Source organism: Pseudonocardia sp. ICBG601 (assembly GCF_020496245.1).
This window is the reverse complement of the sequence record NZ_JAHLJA010000150.1, coordinates 272,354-289,990: the sequence shown is the minus strand read 5'-3', so window position 1 is coordinate 289,990 and position 17,637 is coordinate 272,354. Positions and strand designations below refer to the sequence as shown.

19 protein-coding genes are annotated in these 17,637 nt (G+C 75.3%); 13 read left to right on the top strand and 6 right to left on the bottom strand.

The annotated features are described in order from the left end of the window. Positions 1–150 precede the first annotated feature (150 nt). From KPL57_RS47010 to alc, 6 genes are read left to right on the top strand one after another with little or no spacing between them, the layout of a single operon-like run. Positions 151–543: an amidase gene (locus KPL57_RS47010; RefSeq protein ID WP_226356942.1), complete on the top strand. Its 393-nt coding sequence runs from the start codon at positions 151–153 to the stop codon at positions 541–543. A gap of 20 nt (positions 544–563) precedes the next feature. Continuing rightward, positions 564–1,352, top strand: a complete 789-nt coding sequence (locus tag KPL57_RS47005) for a hydroxypyruvate isomerase family protein (protein WP_226356941.1) — start codon at positions 564–566, stop codon at positions 1,350–1,352. Next, entirely contained in the window at positions 1,349–2,233 is an 885-nt protein-coding gene (locus tag KPL57_RS47000) for an NAD(P)-dependent oxidoreductase (protein WP_264199408.1), read from the top strand. The genes KPL57_RS47005 and KPL57_RS47000 overlap by 4 nt, the downstream gene beginning before the upstream one ends. Then, a complete protein-coding gene (gcl, locus tag KPL57_RS46995) occupies positions 2,230–4,020 on the top strand; it encodes a glyoxylate carboligase (RefSeq protein ID WP_226356940.1) in 1,791 nt (596 codons plus the stop codon). Before KPL57_RS47000 ends, gcl begins: the two co-directional genes overlap by 4 nt. Further along, positions 4,017–5,189 carry a glycerate kinase gene (locus KPL57_RS46990; protein ID WP_226356939.1) on the top strand — a complete coding sequence of 391 codons (1,173 nt, stop codon included), beginning with the start codon at positions 4,017–4,019 and terminating at the stop codon, positions 5,187–5,189. Before gcl ends, KPL57_RS46990 begins: the two co-directional genes overlap by 4 nt. Further along, complete coding sequence (gene alc / locus KPL57_RS46985; RefSeq protein WP_100877899.1) at positions 5,186–6,178, top strand: allantoicase; 993 nt, start codon at positions 5,186–5,188, stop codon at positions 6,176–6,178. Before KPL57_RS46990 ends, alc begins: the two co-directional genes overlap by 4 nt. 20 nt (positions 6,179–6,198) lie before the next feature. Here alc and KPL57_RS46980 read toward each other — a convergent pair whose 3' ends face one another. From KPL57_RS46980 to KPL57_RS46965, 4 genes are all read right to left on the bottom strand, one after another. Further along, positions 6,199–6,654: a sodium-independent anion transporter gene (locus KPL57_RS46980; RefSeq protein WP_226356938.1), complete on the bottom strand. Its 456-nt coding sequence runs from the start codon at positions 6,652–6,654 to the stop codon at positions 6,199–6,201. Between the two features lie 351 nt (positions 6,655–7,005). Continuing rightward, on the bottom strand, positions 7,006–7,446 hold the full coding sequence (locus tag KPL57_RS46975) for a hypothetical protein (protein WP_226356937.1): 441 nt from the start codon (positions 7,444–7,446) through the stop codon (positions 7,006–7,008). Further along, positions 7,443–7,643 carry a hypothetical protein gene (locus KPL57_RS46970; RefSeq protein ID WP_226356936.1) on the bottom strand — a complete coding sequence of 67 codons (201 nt, stop codon included), beginning with the start codon at positions 7,641–7,643 and terminating at the stop codon, positions 7,443–7,445. The genes KPL57_RS46975 and KPL57_RS46970 overlap by 4 nt, the downstream gene beginning before the upstream one ends. Positions 7,644–7,825: 182 nt before the next feature. Further along, positions 7,826–8,725 carry an oxaloacetate decarboxylase gene (locus KPL57_RS46965; RefSeq protein WP_226356935.1) on the bottom strand — a complete coding sequence of 300 codons (900 nt, stop codon included), beginning with the start codon at positions 8,723–8,725 and terminating at the stop codon, positions 7,826–7,828. 138 nt (positions 8,726–8,863) lie between these two features. Here KPL57_RS46965 and KPL57_RS46960 point away from each other — a divergent pair, with 138 nt between their 5' ends. The 7 genes from KPL57_RS46960 to KPL57_RS46930 all read left to right on the top strand — a co-directional run bounded on the left by KPL57_RS46960 (position 8,864) and on the right by KPL57_RS46930 (position 15,893). Then, positions 8,864–9,520, top strand: coding sequence for a GntR family transcriptional regulator (locus KPL57_RS46960; RefSeq protein WP_226356934.1), 657 nt, complete (start codon positions 8,864–8,866; stop codon positions 9,518–9,520). After that, complete coding sequence (locus KPL57_RS46955; RefSeq protein WP_226356933.1) at positions 9,517–10,158, top strand: isochorismatase family protein; 642 nt, start codon at positions 9,517–9,519, stop codon at positions 10,156–10,158. The genes KPL57_RS46960 and KPL57_RS46955 overlap by 4 nt, the downstream gene beginning before the upstream one ends. Next, complete coding sequence (locus KPL57_RS46950; protein ID WP_226356932.1) at positions 10,159–11,238, top strand: LLM class flavin-dependent oxidoreductase; 1,080 nt, start codon at positions 10,159–10,161, stop codon at positions 11,236–11,238. 76 nt (positions 11,239–11,314) lie between these two features. Then, positions 11,315–12,262 carry an acyl-CoA desaturase gene (locus tag KPL57_RS46945; RefSeq protein ID WP_374203879.1) on the top strand — a complete coding sequence of 316 codons (948 nt, stop codon included), beginning with the start codon at positions 11,315–11,317 and terminating at the stop codon, positions 12,260–12,262. A 188-nt stretch (positions 12,263–12,450) separates the two neighbouring features. Then, positions 12,451–14,400, top strand: a complete 1,950-nt coding sequence (locus tag KPL57_RS46940; RefSeq protein ID WP_226356931.1) for an MFS transporter — start codon at positions 12,451–12,453, stop codon at positions 14,398–14,400. Continuing rightward, positions 14,393–15,019 (top strand): TetR/AcrR family transcriptional regulator, encoded by a 627-nt coding sequence (locus KPL57_RS46935; RefSeq protein WP_226356930.1) that lies wholly within the window; start codon positions 14,393–14,395, stop codon positions 15,017–15,019. Before KPL57_RS46940 ends, KPL57_RS46935 begins: the two co-directional genes overlap by 8 nt. A gap of 31 nt (positions 15,020–15,050) precedes the next feature. Further along, positions 15,051–15,893: an alpha/beta fold hydrolase gene (locus KPL57_RS46930; protein WP_226356929.1), complete on the top strand. Its 843-nt coding sequence runs from the start codon at positions 15,051–15,053 to the stop codon at positions 15,891–15,893. Positions 15,894–15,925: 32 nt separating this feature from the next. Here KPL57_RS46930 and KPL57_RS46925 read toward each other — a convergent pair whose 3' ends face one another. Together KPL57_RS46925 and KPL57_RS46920 are read right to left on the bottom strand one after the other, a co-directional pair. Further along, positions 15,926–16,780 carry an ABC transporter permease gene (locus tag KPL57_RS46925; RefSeq protein WP_083474056.1) on the bottom strand — a complete coding sequence of 285 codons (855 nt, stop codon included), beginning with the start codon at positions 16,778–16,780 and terminating at the stop codon, positions 15,926–15,928. A 4-nt stretch (positions 16,781–16,784) separates the two neighbouring features. Beyond that, a complete protein-coding gene (locus KPL57_RS46920) occupies positions 16,785–17,633 on the bottom strand; it encodes an ABC transporter ATP-binding protein (RefSeq protein ID WP_226356928.1) in 849 nt (282 codons plus the stop codon). Between the last annotated feature and the right edge of the window lie 4 nt (positions 17,634–17,637).

Sequence of the window (17,637 nt, the reverse complement as noted above, 5' to 3'; positions counted from 1 at the left end):
TACCTAGCGGAATCAAGCTATGGCGCCGGTCACGCAAGCGTCAAGGGGTCGCCGCCGACGACGATGCTTGACAGCCCCCGGATGCCGTGGTCCGATTCACACCGCACAACGGAATCACTTTTCCGCATTGCGGAATGATTGGAGGCTCCGGTGACTGCCCTCTTCTGTTCCGGTGACGCGATGCGCGGCGGCCGGCTCCACCACAACGTGTCCGCCCACCCGTTCCTGGGCGGGGTCCGCACCGCTCCGCACTACCGCATGTACTCGGTACGCGACCAGTTCCCGGCCCTGCTGGAGGACCCGTCGGGCGGCGTGGCGCTGGCCGGGGAGATCTACGACGTCCCGCTCTCGGCGATCCGCACCGACTTCCTGCCCGACGAGCCGCCGGAGCTCGAGCTCACCGTCATCGAGCTCGACGACGGCCGCGACGTCCTCGCCGTCGGGCTGCGGCCCGGCGTGCTGGAGCGCCAGCGCGACGAGCTCACCGACATCACCACCCACGGCGGGTGGCGGGCCTACCGGGGACTGCCCGAGCCCGCCTGAGGACCGAGGAGGCCCCTGAAGTGCGCTACACCGTCAACTGCTCCATCGTGTTCCCCGACCTGCCGCTGCTCGACCGGCCCGCGGCCGCCGCGGCGGCCGGCTTCGACGCCGTCGAGTTCTGGTGGCCGTTCGCGTACTCCGTGCCCGGCGACCACGAGGTCGACGCCTTCGTCACCGCCGTCGCCGACGCCGGCGTCACCCTCACCGGGCTCAACTTCACCGCGGGCGACATGCCCGCCGGCGAGCGCGGCATCCTGTCCGACCCGGCCCGCGCGAGCGAGTTCGCCGACAACGTCGCCGTGGCCGTCGGCATCGGCGAGCGGCTCGGCACGCTCGGCTTCAACGCCCTGTACGGCAACCGGAGCGACGACCTGGACCCGCGCGTCCAGGACGAGACCGCCGTCCGCAGCCTCGCACTGGCCGCCGACGCGGCCGCCCGCATCGGCGCGGTCGCGCTGCTCGAACCGGTCAGCGGCGTCGACGCCTACCCCCTGAGGACCGCCGACGACGCCGTCGCCGTGCTCGACCGGGTCGGGTCGCCGCACCTGCGGCTGCTGCTCGACGTCTACCACCTCGCCGTGAACGGCGACGACCCCGCGGCCGCGATCGACCGCCACGCCGACCGGATCGGCCACGTCCAGATCGCCGACGCCCCCGGCCGCGGCGAACCCGGCACCGGGGACCTGCCGATCGCCGACCTGCTCGCCCGGGTCGTCGCCGCCGGCTACGACGGCCCGGTCAGCCTGGAGTACAAGCCCGTCACCGCCGACCCGTTCGGCTGGCTGACCAGGGAAGGAGCCCCCGCATGAGCACCATCGCCTTCGTCGGCCTCGGGATCATGGGCGGCCCGATGGCCCGCCACCTCGTGAAGGCCGGGCACGACGTCGTCGGCCACAACCGGAGCCCGGAGAAGGCCGAGGCCCTCGCCGCCGACGGCGGCCGGGCCGCCGCGACGGTCACCGAGGCGGTGACCGGCGCCGACGTGGTCGCCCTGATGCTGCCCGACTCCCCCGACGTCGTCGACGTCTGCACCCGCGACGGCGGCGTGTTCGACACCGCGGAGCCGGGCACCCTGGTGGTCGACTTCTCCACGATCCGCCCCGACGTCGCCCGCGACCTCGCCGCCCGCGCGGCCGAACGCGGCCTGCGGATGCTCGACGCCCCGGTCTCCGGCGGCCAGGCGGGCGCCGAGAACGCCGCCCTGTCGATCATGGTCGGCGGGGAGGAGGCCGACGTGGCCGCCGCCCGCCCGCTGCTCGACGTCGTCGGTGCGACCGTCGTGCACGTCGGCCCGTCCGGGGCCGGGCAGACCGTCAAGGCCGCGAACCAGCTGATCGTCGCCGGGAACATCGCCCTGCTCGGCGAGGCGCTGGAGTTCCTGCGGGCGCACGGCGCGGACCTCGACGCCGCGGTGCGGGTGCTCGGCGGCGGGCTCGCCGGCTCGAAGGTGCTCGACCAGAAGGCGTCGAAGATGCTGTCCGGCGACTACGCGCCGGGCTTCCGGATCGACCTGCACCACAAGGACATGGGCATCGTCGCCGACTCGGCCCGCGAGGCCGGCGTCGTCGCCCCGGTGGCCGCGCTCGTCGCGCAGCTGGTGGCCGCGACCCGCGCCGCCGGCGACGGCGGACTCGACCACTCCGCCCTGCACCGCACCACCCAGCGCCTCAACGGAGAGGACCCGTCATGACCCGCATGACCGCGGCCGAGGCCGCCGTCCGCATCCTGGAGGCCGAGGGCGCCACGCAGGCGTTCGGCGTGCCCGGCGCGGCGATCAACCCGTTCTACGCGGCGATGCGCGCCCGCGGCACCGTCTCCCACGTGCTCGCCCGGCACGTCGAGGGCGCCTCGCACATGGCCGAGGGCTACACCCGGTCCGGCCCCGGCAACATCGGCGTCTGCATCGGCACCTCCGGTCCCGCGGGCACCGACATGGTGACCGGTCTGTACTCGGCGTCGGCGGACTCGATCCCGATCCTGGCGATCACCGGGCAGGCGCCGGTCGCACGGCTGCACAAGGAGGACTTCCAGGCCGTCGACATCGCGGCCATCGCGGCACCGGTCACCAAGATGGCGATGACCGTGCGCGAGGCCGCGCAGGTGCCGGGCGCGTTCGCCCAGGCGTTCCACCTCATGCGGTCCGGCCGGCCCGGTCCCGTGCTGATCGACCTGCCGATCGACGTGCAGCAGACCGTCATCGACTTCGACCCCGACACCTACGCCCCGCTGCCGGTGCACCGCCCCGCGATGACCGGCCCGCAGGCGTCGCGGGTGCTGGACCTGCTCGCCGAGGGCGAGCGGCCGCTGATCGTCGCGGGCGGCGGGATCGTCAACGCCGACGCCTCCGCCGAGCTCGTCGAGCTCGCCGAGATCCTCGGCGTCCCGGTCGTGCCGACCCTGATGGGCTGGGGCACGATCCCCGACGACCACCCGCTCGCCGCGGGGATGGTCGGGCTGCAGACCGCGCACCGCTACGGCAACGCCACCTTCCTGGCCTCCGACGTCGTCGTCGGGATCGGGAACCGCTGGGCGAACCGGCACACCGGTGGGCTGGACACCTACCGGCGCGGGCGCCGGTTCGTGCACGTCGACATCGAGCCCACCCAGATCGGGCGGGTCTTCGCCCCCGACTACGGCGTGGTCTCCGACGCCGGGGCCGCCCTGCGCGCCCTGCTGGCCGAGGCCCGCCGCCGCCGCGACGCCGGGACCCTGCCGGACCGCGGCGCGTGGGCGGAGTCGTGCCGCGAGCGGAAGGCGACGCTGCTGCGGCGCACCGACTTCCCGCACGTCCCGATCAAGCCGCAGCGGGTGTACCAGGAGATGAACCGGGTCTTCGGCCCGGAGACCCGCTACGTGACGACGATCGGGCTGTCCCAGATCGCGGCCGGCCAGTTCCTGCACGTCTACCGGCCCCGGCACTGGGTCAACTGCGGCCAGGCCGGACCGCTCGGCTGGACCATCCCGGCCGCGCTGGGCGCCGTCGTCGCCGACCCGTCGACCCCGGTCGTCGCGCTCTCGGGCGACTACGACTTCCAGTTCATGCTGGAGGAGCTCGCGGTCGGCGCCCAGTTCGGGCTGCCCTACGTCCACGTCGTGGTCAACAACTCCTACCTGGGACTGATCCGGCAGGCGCAGCGCGCGTTCGACATGGACTTCCAGGTCTCCCTGGCCTTCGACAACATGCACGCCGACGAGGAGCTGACCGGGCTGCCCAAGGGCTACGGCGTCGACCACGTCCGCGTCGCGGAGGGGCTGGGCTGCGTGGGGCTGCGGGTCACCGAGCCCGACGAGATCGCCACGACCCTGCGCCGGGCGTCGCAGCTGGCCTCGGAGCACAAGGTGCCGGTCGTGGTCGAGGTGGTGCTGGAGCGGGTCACGAACATCGCGATGGGCACCGAGATCGACGCCGTCACCGAGTTCGAGGACCTCGCCGAGACCCCCGCCGACGCCCCGACCGCGCTGGCCCACCGCCGGTGAACGCGATCCTGCTGGCCCCGGACAAGTTCAAGGGCTCGCTGGACGCCGCCGCCGTCGCCGCCGCGCTCGCGGCCGGGATCGCCGACGCCGACCCGGGCCGTCCGGTACGCCGCTGCCCGGTCGCCGACGGCGGCGAGGGCACCGTCGCCGCGGCGCTCGCCGCCGGGTGGGAGCCGGTCACGACCACCGCGACCGGCCCCACCGGGGCTCCGCTGACGGCCGTCTGGGCCCGCGACGGCGTGTCCGCGCTGGTGGAGCTGGCCTCGACGGCCGGGCTCGCGGTCCTGCCCGGCGGGGTGCGCGACCCGGGCGGCGCGGGCACCGAGGGGCTCGGCACCGTGCTGGCCGCGGTGCTCGACGCCGGGTGCACCGACGTCGTCGTCGGGCTCGGGGGCAGTGCCACCACCGACGGCGGAGCCGGGCTGCTGCGCGGGCTCGGCGCCCGGGTCCTGGACGCCGGCGGCGCCGAGGTCGGGCGGGGCGGCGCGGCGCTTGCCCGGGCCGACCGGCTCGACCTGGCCGGGCTGCACCCGCGGCTGCGGGACCCGGCCGTGCGGGTCCGGCTCGCCGCCGACGTCGACAACCCGCTGCTCGGCCCGCACGGCGCCGCGGCCGTCTACGGCCCGCAGAAGGGCGCCGACGCCTCCGGGGTCGCCGCGCTCGACGACGCGCTGGCCCGCTGGGTGCGGGTGCTCGCCGCCGCCACCGGCACCGACGCCGACGCCGACGCGCTCGCCGCGGCACCCGGCGCCGGGGCCGCGGGCGGGGCGGGGCTCGCGCTGACCGCCGTCTGCGGGGCGCGTGTCGCACCCGGCGTCGGTACCGTCCTGGAGCTGACCGGCTTCGACGACGAGCTGGCCGGCGCCGGTCTCGTCGTCACCGGGGAGGGCAGGCTGGACGCCCAGACCCTGCACGGCAAGGCCCCGGCCGGGGTCGCCGCCGCCGCCCGCGCGGCCGGGACGCCGGTCGTCGCCGTCGCCGGGCAGGTGACCCTCGGCCCGGCCGCACTGCGGGCCGCGGGTTTCGTCGCGACCTACGCCCTGACCGACACCGCCCTCGACCACCGCGACGCGGTCGACCGCGCCGCCGAGCTGCTGCGGCTGCTCGGCGCCCGGATCGCCACCGACCACCCGTCCCCCACCCGCCCGATGATCAGGAGCAGACCGTGACCGACCCCTCGCTCATCGACCTGGCCTCCCGCGCGCTCGGCGGCTCGGTCGTCGCCGCGAACGACGAGTTCTTCGCCCAGCGCGAGAACCTCATCACCGCCGCCCCGCCCCGCTTCGACCCCGACGAGTTCGGTCTCAAAGGCAAGGTCTACGACGGCTGGGAGACCCGTCGCCGCCGCGAGCCCGGCCACGACTGGGCGCTGGTCCGCCTGGGTGCGCCGGGGGTGGTGGACCACGTCGTCGTCGACACCTCCTGGTTCAGGGGCAACTACCCGCCGGAGATCGCCGTCGAGGCGACCGCCGTCGACGGCCACCCCTCCCCTGACGAGCTGGAGAAGGCGCCCTGGCACGAGATCGTGCCGCGCTCGGCGTGCGCCGGGCACACCGCGAACGTCTACCCGGTGACCGACACCCGCCGGGCCACCCACCTGCGGCTGATCATGCACCCGGACGGCGGGATCGCCCGGTTCCGGGTCCTCGGCCGGGTGCTGCCCGACCCGCGGTTCCTCGAGGGCACCGTGGACCTGCTCGCGGCGGAGAACGGCGGGCACGTCACCGGCTGCTCCGACGAGTTCTACTCCTCCCCCGGCAACCTGCTGCTGCCCGGGAAGGCGCGGCACATGGGCGAGGGCTGGGAGAACGCGCGGCGCCGCGACGGCGGCAACGACTGGGTCGAGTTCGCGCTCGCCGCGGGCGGGGTCCCGCGGCACGTGGAGGTCGACACGACCTGGTTCGTCGGGAACGCGCCGGGCTGGGTCTCGGTCAGCACCCGCGACGAACGCACCGGCGGGTCGTGGACGGTGCTGCGCGACCGCGAGCGGGTGCAGCCCGACACCCGGCACCGGTTCCTGCTGCCCGGCGCCGCACCGGCCACCCACCTGCGTCTGGACGTGTTCCCCGACGGCGGGCTGTCCCGGCTGCGGTGCTGGGGCGAGCTCGACGAGGACGGCGCGGCCGCGGTGCGCCGCGCCCTCGACGCGGCGGGCTGACGGCCCCGGGCCGGCCGGGGTCAGGTACCGGAGGCGACCGGCCGGCCACCGGCGCGGTCGTCGCCGGCCCGGCGCGGTCCGGGCACGGTCCCGGCAGCACCGGCGCGGGCCGCGGTCAGCGTCCGGACGGCGACCTCGGCGGAGGGGAAGGCGCTGCAGCGCTGCAGGACCTGGCGGGCGCGCAGCGGCAGCAGCTCCGCCCGGCCGCCGCACCCGGCCAGGTGCAGACGCACGCCGTCGGCACGCGAGCGGGCGACGACCGCGCCGAGCCGCTCGGTGGCGGGCCCGTCGAAGGCGTTGACCCCGGAGAGGTCGACGACGACGTGCCCCGGGGTCCGGCCGCACCGCGCCTGGGCGTCGAGCATCCGCGCCAGCGCCTCCACTCCCGGACGGTCCAGCCGCCCGGACACCCGGACCAGCCGCACCCCCGGTCCCGCCGTCTCGACCGCCAGCCCGATCGCCGTCTGCCCCGCCACGTCCGCCTCCTCGCCGCGCCGGGCCCGCCCGGGCCCGGACACCCCCGGCCTTCCCGGTGCTCCGCGGTCTACACGCGCACGGACGGCTTGATCGATACCGTCGCCCGGTTCGGGGAAACCGGACCAATCCGGCCGCACCGCGTGATATACATCACCTCGCGTGAGCAGCCGGTCTCCCACCGGCACGCACCCGCCTCGTCGCGGGCCACGCACCCCGAGGACCCACCACCCGTCGCTGGGGAGCGGACGGGTGGCCGCCCCGGCCGGGGCCGGCGGATTCGGGACCGCCGACCCCGGCCGACTCGGCCCCACCCGCCGCCGTCCGGGGCGGTCGCACGGCCCCGTCGGAGGTCAGGCCGGGCGGTGCCCCGGCGCGGGTGCGGGCCTGCCGTGGGCACGCGGCAGGCGCGGCGGGACACCGGCCCGCTCGGCGGGGTGCAGCCGGTCGGCGCCGATCGCGGGCCGGACCGGGGCCGGGCGCAGCCGGCCCCGCGCCGCGGCCGTGAGCACCTCGACGACGGCCTCGAACGACGGGTACCGCCCGTCGGGCAGCGGGAGGAGCTGCTGGCGGACCACGCCGCTCACCCCCCACGCCTCGGCCTCGGCGAGGACCTGCCAGCGGTGGGCGGGCCAGCGCAGACCGGCCAGCACGCGTCCGAGGTTCTCGCGCAGCCGGTCCAGGTCGCCCGGCGACACCGGCAGCGGGTCGACCGGCGACAGCACGGTCCGGGCGGCCGGCACCGGCGCGGCGACCGGGCGCAGCGCGCGTCCCGGCACGGGGGGTGCGCTCACGCGGCCCACCCCCTCTCCAGCTCGGGCTGCTGCGCCCCGCTGCACGCCGGGTCACCGTCGAGGTGTCGGTAGGAGAAGGTGGGCCTCTCCAGCGGGGTCGCGGGGTCGGAGTGCCGGAAGATCCGACAGACCGAGCCGTCCGCGACCGACGACCAGCATCGTTCGCAGATGCGGAGCCGGGGAGTGTTCTGCTGCACGATCCACCGCCTGGGGCGATTCCGGGACCCTGCCTGCCTGACCCGTTCCGGTCGACGTCCGCAGGTCAGCAAGGTCATCTCCGCTGAGTGTGGTGGACGACATATCGACCCGCCACTCCTGGCCGTGTATTACCGACCCTTCCGTAGAGGGACGTTTGCGGCGTGAGGCGGCCGGGAACTGTTCACTCCCCCTCCGCCCGGTAGCGCTGCTCCAGCTCGCGGACCTCCCCGATCCCGGCGAGCTCGGCGAACTCGTCGAGACCGCCGAGCCGGTCGATCAGCGACGCCGGGGTGCCCTCGGCCCGCAGCCGCTCCAGCAGCTCCCGCATCCCGGCCGTCGCCGCGAGCAGGGTGCCCACCGGGAACAGGACCAGGGCGAACCCGAGCTCGGCGAGCCGGTCGCGCGACAGCGGCGGGGTGCGGCCGCCCTCGGCCCAGTTGAACACCAGCCGGTGCCCGGCCAGCGCGGTCGCGACGGTCTCGATGTCGCGCTCGGACGTCGGCGCCTCCACGAACAGCAGGTCGGCGCCGGCGTCGGCGAACCGGCGGGCCCGGTCGATCGCCGCGTCCAGCCCGTCGACGGCGGCGGCGTCGGTCCGCGCGATCACCAGCAGGTCCGGGTCGGTGCGGGCGTCGACGGCGGCCCGCACCTTCGCGGCCATCTCCGCGGCGGACACCACCTGCTTGCCCGCGAGGTGCCCGCACCGCTTGGGCATGACCTGGTCCTCCAGGTGCAGCGCGGCGACCCCGGCCCGTTCGTAGTCGCGGACGGTGCGGATGACGTTGAGCGGGTTGCCGTAGCCGGTGTCCGCGTCGGCGATCAGCGGGAGGTCGACGGCGTCGGCCAGCCTGCCCGCGTGCGCGGCCATCTCCGCTCCCCCGAGCAGGCCGACGTCGGGCCGGCCGAGCAGCCCGGCCGTCGTCCCGAACCCGGTCATGTAGACGACGTCGAACCCGGCCTGCTCGACCAGCCGCGCGGACAGCGCGTCGTAGGCGCCGGGGGCGAGCACCGGGGTGCCGGCGTCGAGCAGGGCACGCAGGCGCGCCCGGCGGTTCCCGGGTCGGCTGAGGAGGTCGGCCACGGCGGGGTCCCTTCGTCGAGCTGGATTGTGTACACGCATCGCCCACTCTGCCCGTCATCCGGACGTAACAACAGGTGGAGCCTTGTGCGTGACCGGCGGCACTCGTAGGTTGCATACATTCCGACGCCGGAGGTGACGATGGTCGACACGACTCCCCGGCGCGCCTCCGAGCGCGCCCAGGCCGCGCTGCGCGAGGAGATCCTCACCGGCGCGCTGGCCGCGGGCGCCCACCTGGGCGAGGTCGAGCTCGCCGACCGGCTCGGGGTGTCGCGCACCCCGGTCCGCGAGGCGCTGTCCCGGCTCGCCGCGGAGGGGCTGGTCGAGCTGCACCCGCACCGCGGTGCGCGGGTCGCCACGTTCTCCGAGGCCGACCTCGACGACATCTTCGGCGTCCGTACCGCGCTGGAGCCGCGGGCCACCGCGCTGGCCGCCGCCCGCGCCACCGCCGCCGACCTCGACCAGCTCGACGACCTCGCCGGCCGCATGCTCGCCGTCGGCGGCCCCGGCCCCGGGCAGGACCTCGACGCCCTGGTCGCCCTGAACCGGCGGTTCCACGCCCGGCTGCTCGAGATCGCCGACACCCCCGCGCTCGCCTCCGCGCTGGCCGGCGTGGTGCACGCACCGGTCGTGCTGCGCACCTTCCACACCTACGACGCGGCGTCGCTGGCCCGCAGCCTCGCCCACCACGCCGAGATCGTCGCCGCACTGCGCGCCGGGGACGGCGCCTGGGCCGCCGCGGTGATGGTCAGCCACATCGCCAACGCCCGCGCCGTGATGACCGGGGACCGCCGGTGACCGGCGCCGGGGCGGGACCGCACGGTGCGCCGTTCTCGGGCCGGGTCGGCTGGGGCGCGGCACCGGCCGTCGTCGTGGTGGACCTCGTGGCCGCCTACACCGAGCCGGACGGGCCCTTCTTCCTCGGGGACGCCGCCACCGCGGAGCGGGTCACCGGCGGCTGCGACGCCGTGGTCGCCGCGGCCCGCGCGGGCGGGCACCCGGTCGTCTGGACCGTCGTGCGCTACGCCGCCGACCTCGCCGACGCCGGGTTCTTCGCCGCGAAGGTCCCCGCACTGTCCTGCTTCGCCGAGGGCGCCCCCGGGGACTGGGGCCGGCTCGTCCTCGACCCGGCGCCGGGCGAGACGCTGCTGGCCAAGCAGCACGCGTCCGCCTTCGCCGGGACCTCGCTCGCCGCGACGCTGCGGGCCCGCGGGGTCGACACCGTCGTCGTCACGGGGGTGTCGACGTCGGGCTGCGTCCGCGCCACCGCCACCGACGCGCTCGCCGCCGGGTTCCGCCCGGTCGTCGTCGCCGACGCCTGCGCCGACCGCGACGCCGGCGTCCACGCCCGCAACCTCGCCGACCTCGACGCCAAGTACGCCGACGTCGCCGACCTGCCCAGCACCGTCACACAGCTGTCCACCCCGGAGGTCTGAGTGCACTACGGCGTCTTCATCCCGAACGCGACCAACGGCTACATCCTGTCCACCGGCAGCCCGCAGTACCGGCCGAGCTTCGCCCACAACGTGGCGATCACCCAGGAGGCCGAGCGCCAGGGCCTCGACTTCGTGCTCTCGATGATGAAGCACCGCGGGTCGGGCGGGCCGAGCGACTTCTGGGGCGAGTGCCTGGAGTCGTTCACCCTGTTCGGCGGGCTCGCCGCGGTGACCGAGCGGATCGGGCTCTACCCGTCGGTGACCACACTGGCCACCCACCCGATCATGGCCGCCCGGATGGTCGCGACGATCGACGAGATCTCCGGCGGGCGCTGCGGGCTCAACATCGTGACCGGCTGGAACAAGCCCGAGTACACGCAGATGGGGCTGTGGCCCGGCGACGAGTACTTCGAGCGCCGCTACGCCTACGCCGCCGAGTACGTCCGGGCGCTGCGGGCACTGTGGAGCGAGGGGACCGCGACCTTCTCCGGCGAGTTCTTCTCCTTCGACGACGCCGACATGCGTCCCAAGCCGCTGCACACCCCGACGATCGTCTGCGCGGGCCAGTCGCCGGCGGGCCAGGCGTTCACCGCCGAGCACGGCGACCGGAACTTCATCATGGCCGAGCGCTCGAAGGTCGGGGACATCGCCGCCGGGGTGCGCCGGCTCGGCGACGAGGCGGGCCGCGACGTCGGCACCTACGCGCTGTACTGCATCATCGCCGAGGAGACCGACGACGAGGCCGACCGGCTGTGCGCGCACATCGTCGAGAACGCCGACCTCGAGGCCATCAGCTACATGACCACCGGGGCGTCGCTGGACACCAACCCGGACGGCACCTCGGCCCAGCTGCTGGCCTCGCTGGAGCGTCCCGCGTCGGAGGGGAACATGGCGTTCCTGTCACTGCCGGTGGTGAAGGGCTCTTACGAGCGGGTCGCGGCCCAGCTCGACGAGATCGCCGCGACCACCGGCATCGACGGGGCGCTGCTCACCTGGCCCGACTTCGTCGACGGCGTCACCAAGTTCGGCGAGCGCGTGAAGCCGCTGCTGCGGGAGGCGGCCCAGCCCGCCACGGCCTGAGGAGTCCCCACTCACGGTGCGTGAGGGGGGTTGTCCCCACTGTCCGTTCTGGTGCGAGCCGGAACCATCGGAGGGTGTGACCGACACCCGGCCCGCGCCGCGCTCCGACTTCTCCGACCGGCTCCGGCATCCCGTTCCGCACCTGTTCGTCTACGCGTTCGCGATCGTCCCGGCGATCGCGCTCGTCGCCGCGGTCCCCCTCGCGTGGGGCTGGGGCCTGACCTGGCTCGACGCCGGCCTCGCACTCGGCCTGTACGTCGTGTCCATGCTGGGGGTGACCGTCGGTTTCCACCGCTACTTCACCCACGGCTCGTTCACCGCGAACCGGCCCCTGAGGATCGCGCTCGCCCTCGCGGGCAGCCTCGCCGTGCAGGGGCCGGTCCGGCACTGGGTGGCCGACCACCGCCGTCACCACGCCTACGCCGACGCCGAGGGCGACCCGCACTCGCCGTGGCGCTACGGCACCTCCCCCGCCGCGCTGGTCCGCGGCTTCTGGCACGCCCACATGGGCTGGATCTTCGACCGGTCGCTGACCGACCAGCGCCGCTTCGCCCCGGACCTGCTCGCCGACCCCGACATCGACCGGGTCCACCGCGGCTTCACCGTCCTGACGATCCTGTCCGTGTTCGGGCCCGGCGTCGTCGGCGGCCTGGTGACCTGGTCCTGGTGGGGCGCGTTCACCGCGTTCTTCTGGGCCGGGCTGGTCCGGGTCGCGGTGTCGCACCACGTCGCGTGGTCGACCAACTCGATCTGCCACCTCGTCGGTGAGCGGCCGTACAAGGCCCGGGACCGCTCCACCAACGTCTGGCTGCTCGCCATCCCCAGCATGGGCGAGTCCTGGCACAACCTGCACCACGCCGACCCCACCTCGGCCCGGCACGGCGTCGGCCGCGGCGAGATCGACATCTCGGCCGGCACGATCCGGCTGTTCGAGCGGCTCGGCTGGGCGTGGAACGTCCGCTGGCCCACCGAGAAGCGCCTGGCCAGGCTGGCCGTCCACCCGGAGGGCACCGCCGCGGCCTGACCGCCGGGCCGTCCGGGCCCGCACGCGGCGCAGGCGACGCCCCGCCACCGGCCCCCGCCGGTCGCGGGGCGTCGTCGCGCGGACGGGCCGGCGCAACCGTGCAGACTGTGCGCGGACGCACGTCCGGCAAAGTTGCACAGCCTGCATCTTTGGGCCAGACTCGTTGCGTGACGTCAACTACCCGCCCCGTGCGCACCCCCGAGGAGGCCGCGGCCCACCGCCGCGACGTACTGCTCCCCCTGACCGGCCTCCTGATGGCGCTGTTCGTCGGCGTGCTGTCCAGCACGATCGTGTCGAACGCGCTGCCCCGCATCCTGGGCGACCTCGGCGGGACCCAGGCCGAGTACACGTGGGTGGTCTCGGCGTCACTGCTGGCGATGACGGCCTCGACCCCGATCTGGGGCAAGCTCGCCGACCTCTACTCCAAGAAGCTGCTGGTCCAGGCCGCGATCGGGATCTTCCTGGTCGGCTCGCTGCTCTGCGGGCTGGCGGTCTCCACCGGGCAGCTCATCGGCTTCCGGGTGCTGCAGGGCCTCGGCATGGGTGGGCTGCAGGCGCTGACCCAGGTCGTGATCGCGGCGATCATCACCCCGCGCGAGCGCGGCCGCTACATGGGCTACCTCTCGGGGATCATGTCGATCGCCGTCGTCGGCGGTCCGCTGCTCGGCGGCATCATCGTCGACTCGCCGCTGGGCTGGCGCTGGTGCTTCTTCGTCGGCGTCCCGCTGGCCGCGCTCTCGCTGCTCGTGCTGCAGCGCACCCTGAACGTGCCCACCCCCGTGCGCGCCGACGGTGAGCGCCCCAGCATCGACTACCTGGGCGCCACCCTCATCGCCGCCGCGGTGTCGGCCCTGCTGCTGTGGACCTCGCTGGCCGGCAAGCAGTTCGGCTGGGCCTCGCCGACCTCGTTCGGCCTGATCGGTGCCGGCCTGGTGCTGCTGGTGGGCGCGATCGTCGTCGAGCGTCGGGCCAAGGACCCGGTCGTGCCGCCGTTCCTGTTCCGCGACCGCACCGTCGTGCTCGCCACCGTCGCGAGCCTGTTCGTCGGCGTCGCGATGTTCGGCTCCACCATCTTCCTGTCCCAGTACTTCCAGCTCGCCCGGGGCGCCAGCGCCACCGAGGCCGGGCTGCTCACGCTGCCGATGATCGTCGGCATGTTCGGCGCGTCGAACGTGGCCGGCCAGCTGATCACCCGCACCGGCGTCTGGAAGCGCTATCTCGTCGGCGGCGCGGTCTCGCTGACCGCGGGCCTGTCGCTCGGGGCGGCGGTCATCTCCTCGACCGCGCCGTACTGGCTGGTCGCGGTCGCGATGGCACTGGTCGGCATCGGCGTCGGCACCACCCAGCAGAACCTGGTGCTCGCCGTGCAGAACACCGTCGCGCTGCGGCACATGGGCGCCGCGAGCTCCACGGTGACGTTCTTCCGCTCGCTCGGCGGCTCGGCCGGCGTCGCGGGGCTGGGCGCGCTGCTCGCCTCCGTGGTCGGGTCCCGGACCGCGGCCGGGCTGGCCGACGCCGGTGTCGACGGCGGGGCGGCCGTCGGCGGCGGGCAGGTGCCGCACCTGGCCGACCTGCCCGAGCCGGTGCGCTCGATCGTCATGGAGTCCTACGGCCACGCCACCTCGATGATCTTCCTGGTGGCCGCGCCGCTGGCCTTCCTGGCCCTGCTGGCGATCCTGGCCCTGCGCGAGGTCCCGCTGCGCGACACCCTCGACATCGAGAAGCCCGCCGACCCCGCGGCCGGTGCCGCGGCCACCACCCCGGCCCCGCCGACCGGTCCGACCGGTCCGGTGCTGCACGGGTTCGTGCGGGCCGACGGCGCCCCGGCGGGCGGTGCCGTGCTGACCGTCCTCGACGGCACCGGCGACGAGGTCGGCCGCACCCGCGCCGACGCCGACGGGCACTACCGCATCTGCGTCGCCACCGGCATCGTGTCCACCGTGTACCGCTGGGAGGGACGTCCCGCCGCGCACCGGGTGAGGGTCGGCGCGGACGGGCTGCGGCTCGACGTCGACCTGCCGGCCGGCGCACCCGCCGACGGCACGACACGCACCGCCGGCGGGCATCCGGGCCGGCACGAGCTCGTCTCGGTCATCGAGGCGCCCCAGCGCGAGCGGACGGGGGCCGACCGTGGCTGAGCAGGCCGCCCCCGGGCGTCGCGAGCGCAAGAAGGCCGCCACCCGGGCCGCGCTCGCCGGCGCCGCGCTGCGGCTGTGCAGCGCCCACGGCCCGGACGCGGTGACCGTCGAGCAGATCGCCGACGCCGCCGACGTCGCGCCCCGCACCTTCTTCAACTACTTCACCTCGAAGGAGGAGGCGGTCGTCGCGGGCAACGCGTCGTCGGCGGACACCCTGCTGACCGCGTTCGCCGCCCGCCCTGACGACGAGCCGGTCGCCGAGTCGCTGCGGCACGCGCTGCGTGCCGTGGTCACCGACCCCTGCTACCTCGACCGGGTGCAGGCGCTCCGGGCGCTGCGGGAGCACCCGACGATCGTCGCGCACCAGATGGCCGCGTTCGCCGCGCAGGAGCGGGCGCTGGCCGACGCCGTCGTCGCCCGGACCGGGTCCGACCCGGCCCGCGACCTCTACCCGACCCTGGCCGCGGCCGCCGCGGTGACCGGGCTGCGCGTCGCGGTGCAGCACTGGCTGGGCGACCACGGCACGGACCCGCGCTCGCCGTCGCTGACCCAGCTGGTGGACGAGGCCATGGCCGTGTTCGACGCCGGCCTGCGCGCCCTGGCGGGGGCCCCGGCCTGACCCGGCGGGCGGCCGGGAGAGGATCACCGGCGTGCCCGTCACCACCGTCCTGGACCGCCCGGCCCCGGCACCGCTGGAGCTGACCCTGCACCCGGTGCCCGACCCCGGTGCACCCGTGCTGCTGGTCGTGCCCGCGATGGGGATGCGGGCGTCGTTCTACACCCCGCTGCTGAGGGCGCTGGCCGACGACGGCGTCGCCGCCGCGGTCACCGAGCTGCGCGGGCACCAGGCCCGCCCCGCTCCCCCGCCCGGGCGCCGCAACGACTTCGGCTACGACGACCTCGTCGGCGACCTCGCCGCCGCCGTCGAGGCGGTGCACACCGAGCGGCCCTGCGCGCCGGTGTTCGTCGTCGGGCACAGCCTCGGCGGGCACCTCGCCGCGGCCCACGCCGCGCGGCACCCCGACCGCGTCGACGGTGTCGCCCTGGTCGGGTCGGGCAGCGTCGACTGGCGGGTCTGGGGGCCCGCGCACCTGCTGCGGACCCAGGCCGTCGTGGCCGCGGCGATGCTGATCGGGCACTTCCCGGGCGACCGGGTCGGCTTCGCCGGGCGGGAGGCCCGCGGGCAGATGCGCGACTGGGGCCGGTGGGCCCGCACCGGGCGGCTCGCGTTCGGCACGCCGCGGATCGACCACACCCCGTCGATCGCCGCGGTGCACCTGCCGGTCCTCGGGATCGGGTTCGAGCGCGACGGGCTCGCCCCGCCCGCCTCGGTCGACGCGCTGCTGGACATGTTCGGCGCGGCGACCCTGCGCCGCCACCACCTCGACGTGCCCGCGGCGCGCCCGCACTTCGGGTGGGCGCGCGAGCCGGGGGCGCTCGACGTCGTCGTGCCGGTGCTGACCGGCTGGGCCCGCGACGCCGCCGGGGCGTGACCCCGGCGGCGTCGGCGTGCGGGCGCTGCGGCTCAGACCCCGGTGTTCACCGACTCGTGCCACGGGATGACCAGGCGTTTCGCGGTGGTCACCATCAGGTAGAGCAGTGACCCCAGCACCGCGAGCAGCACGATCACCGCGAACAGCCGTGGCGCGTCGAGGGCGTTGAGGCTCGACACCACCAGGTAGCCGAGCCCGGCGCTGCCGCCGAGGTACTCACCGACGATCGCACCGATCACCGAGAACACGATCGCGACCTCGGCGCCGGCGAACACGTACGGCAGGGTCGCGGGCAGCTCCAGGTTCCGGAACGTCGCCCAGCGCGAGGCGCCCAGCCCGGTCATGACGTCGCGGTGCCCGCGCTCGACCGAGCGCACCCCCAGCATCACGTTGAGCATGATCGGGAAGAACGCGAGCAGCCCGGCCATGATGATCTTCGAGGTGGGGCCGAAGCCGAACCAGATGACGAAGATCGGCACGAACGCCACCTTGGGCACGACCTGCAGCGCGACCAGGGCGGGCTGCACCGCGCGGCGCAGCCACTCGATCCGCCCGAGTAGCGCGCCGACACAGACACCGGCGACGAGCGCGGCGCCGAACCCGACGAGGACCTCCAGCAGCGTCACGCCGATGTGGCCCCAGATCGCCGGGTCGGCCAGCAGCTCCCCCAGCGCGCCGACGACGGCGGCCGGTGCGGGCAGGATGAACTCCGAGACCCCGACCACCGAGACGGTGAACTGCCAGGCCCCCACGAGCAGCAGCAGGAGCACCGGCCCGGAGATCCACGGCAGGCGCCGCAGCCAGGGCGACTCCTTCTCGGGGCCGCCGGGGTCGGTGACGGGGGTGGCGGGGTCGGTCGCCGGAGCGGGCCGTTCGGTCGTGGTCATCGGTTCAGTCCTCCCGGTCCAGCTCGGTGCGCAGCCCGGCGACCAGCGCGCCGAACTCCGGTGTCGTCTCGGTCGCGGCGGACCGCGGCCGGGGCAGGTCGATCGTGGTGATCGACCGGATGCGTCCCGGGCGCGGGGTCAGCAGCACGACCCGGTCGGCCAGGAACACCGCCTCGGGGATCGAGTGGGTCACGAACACGACGGTGGCGCCGGAGACCGCGTGGATCTGCTGCAGCTCCAGGTTCATCCGGTCGCGGGTCAGGGCGTCCAGCGCGCCGAACGGCTCGTCCATCAGCAGCACCGACGGGTCGCAGGCCAGGGCGCGGGCGATCGCGGCCCGCTGGCGCATGCCGCCGGAGAGCTCCCGCGGGTAGGAGTCCTCGAACCCGCCGAGCCCGACGGTGGCGCACAGCTCGGCGGCCCGGGCGCGGCGCTCGGCACGCGGCACCCCCCGCAGCTTGAGCGGCAGCGCGACGTTGTCGGTGATCGTGAACCACGGGAACAGGTTCGCCTCCTGGAACACCAGGCCGAACTCGGCGAAGACCGCGTCGTCACGACGGCCGGCGGCCCACGCGGGCCGTCCGCCCGCCTCGACCAGTCCCGCGGACGGGGCGAGCAGGCCGGACAGGATCCGCAGCAGCGTCGTCTTGCCGCAGCCCGAGCGCCCGACCAGCGAGACGAACTCGCCGCGGGCGACGTCCAGGTCGATCCCGGACAGTGCGCGCACCTCCCCCCGCCGGGTCGGGTACACCTTGTCCACACCGGACACCCGCAGGCCGACCGCGCCTCCGGTCGGGGCCGCGTGCGCCCCGGGACGGGTCGCCGTCGCCTGGGTCGCTGTCTCCTGGGTCATGCTC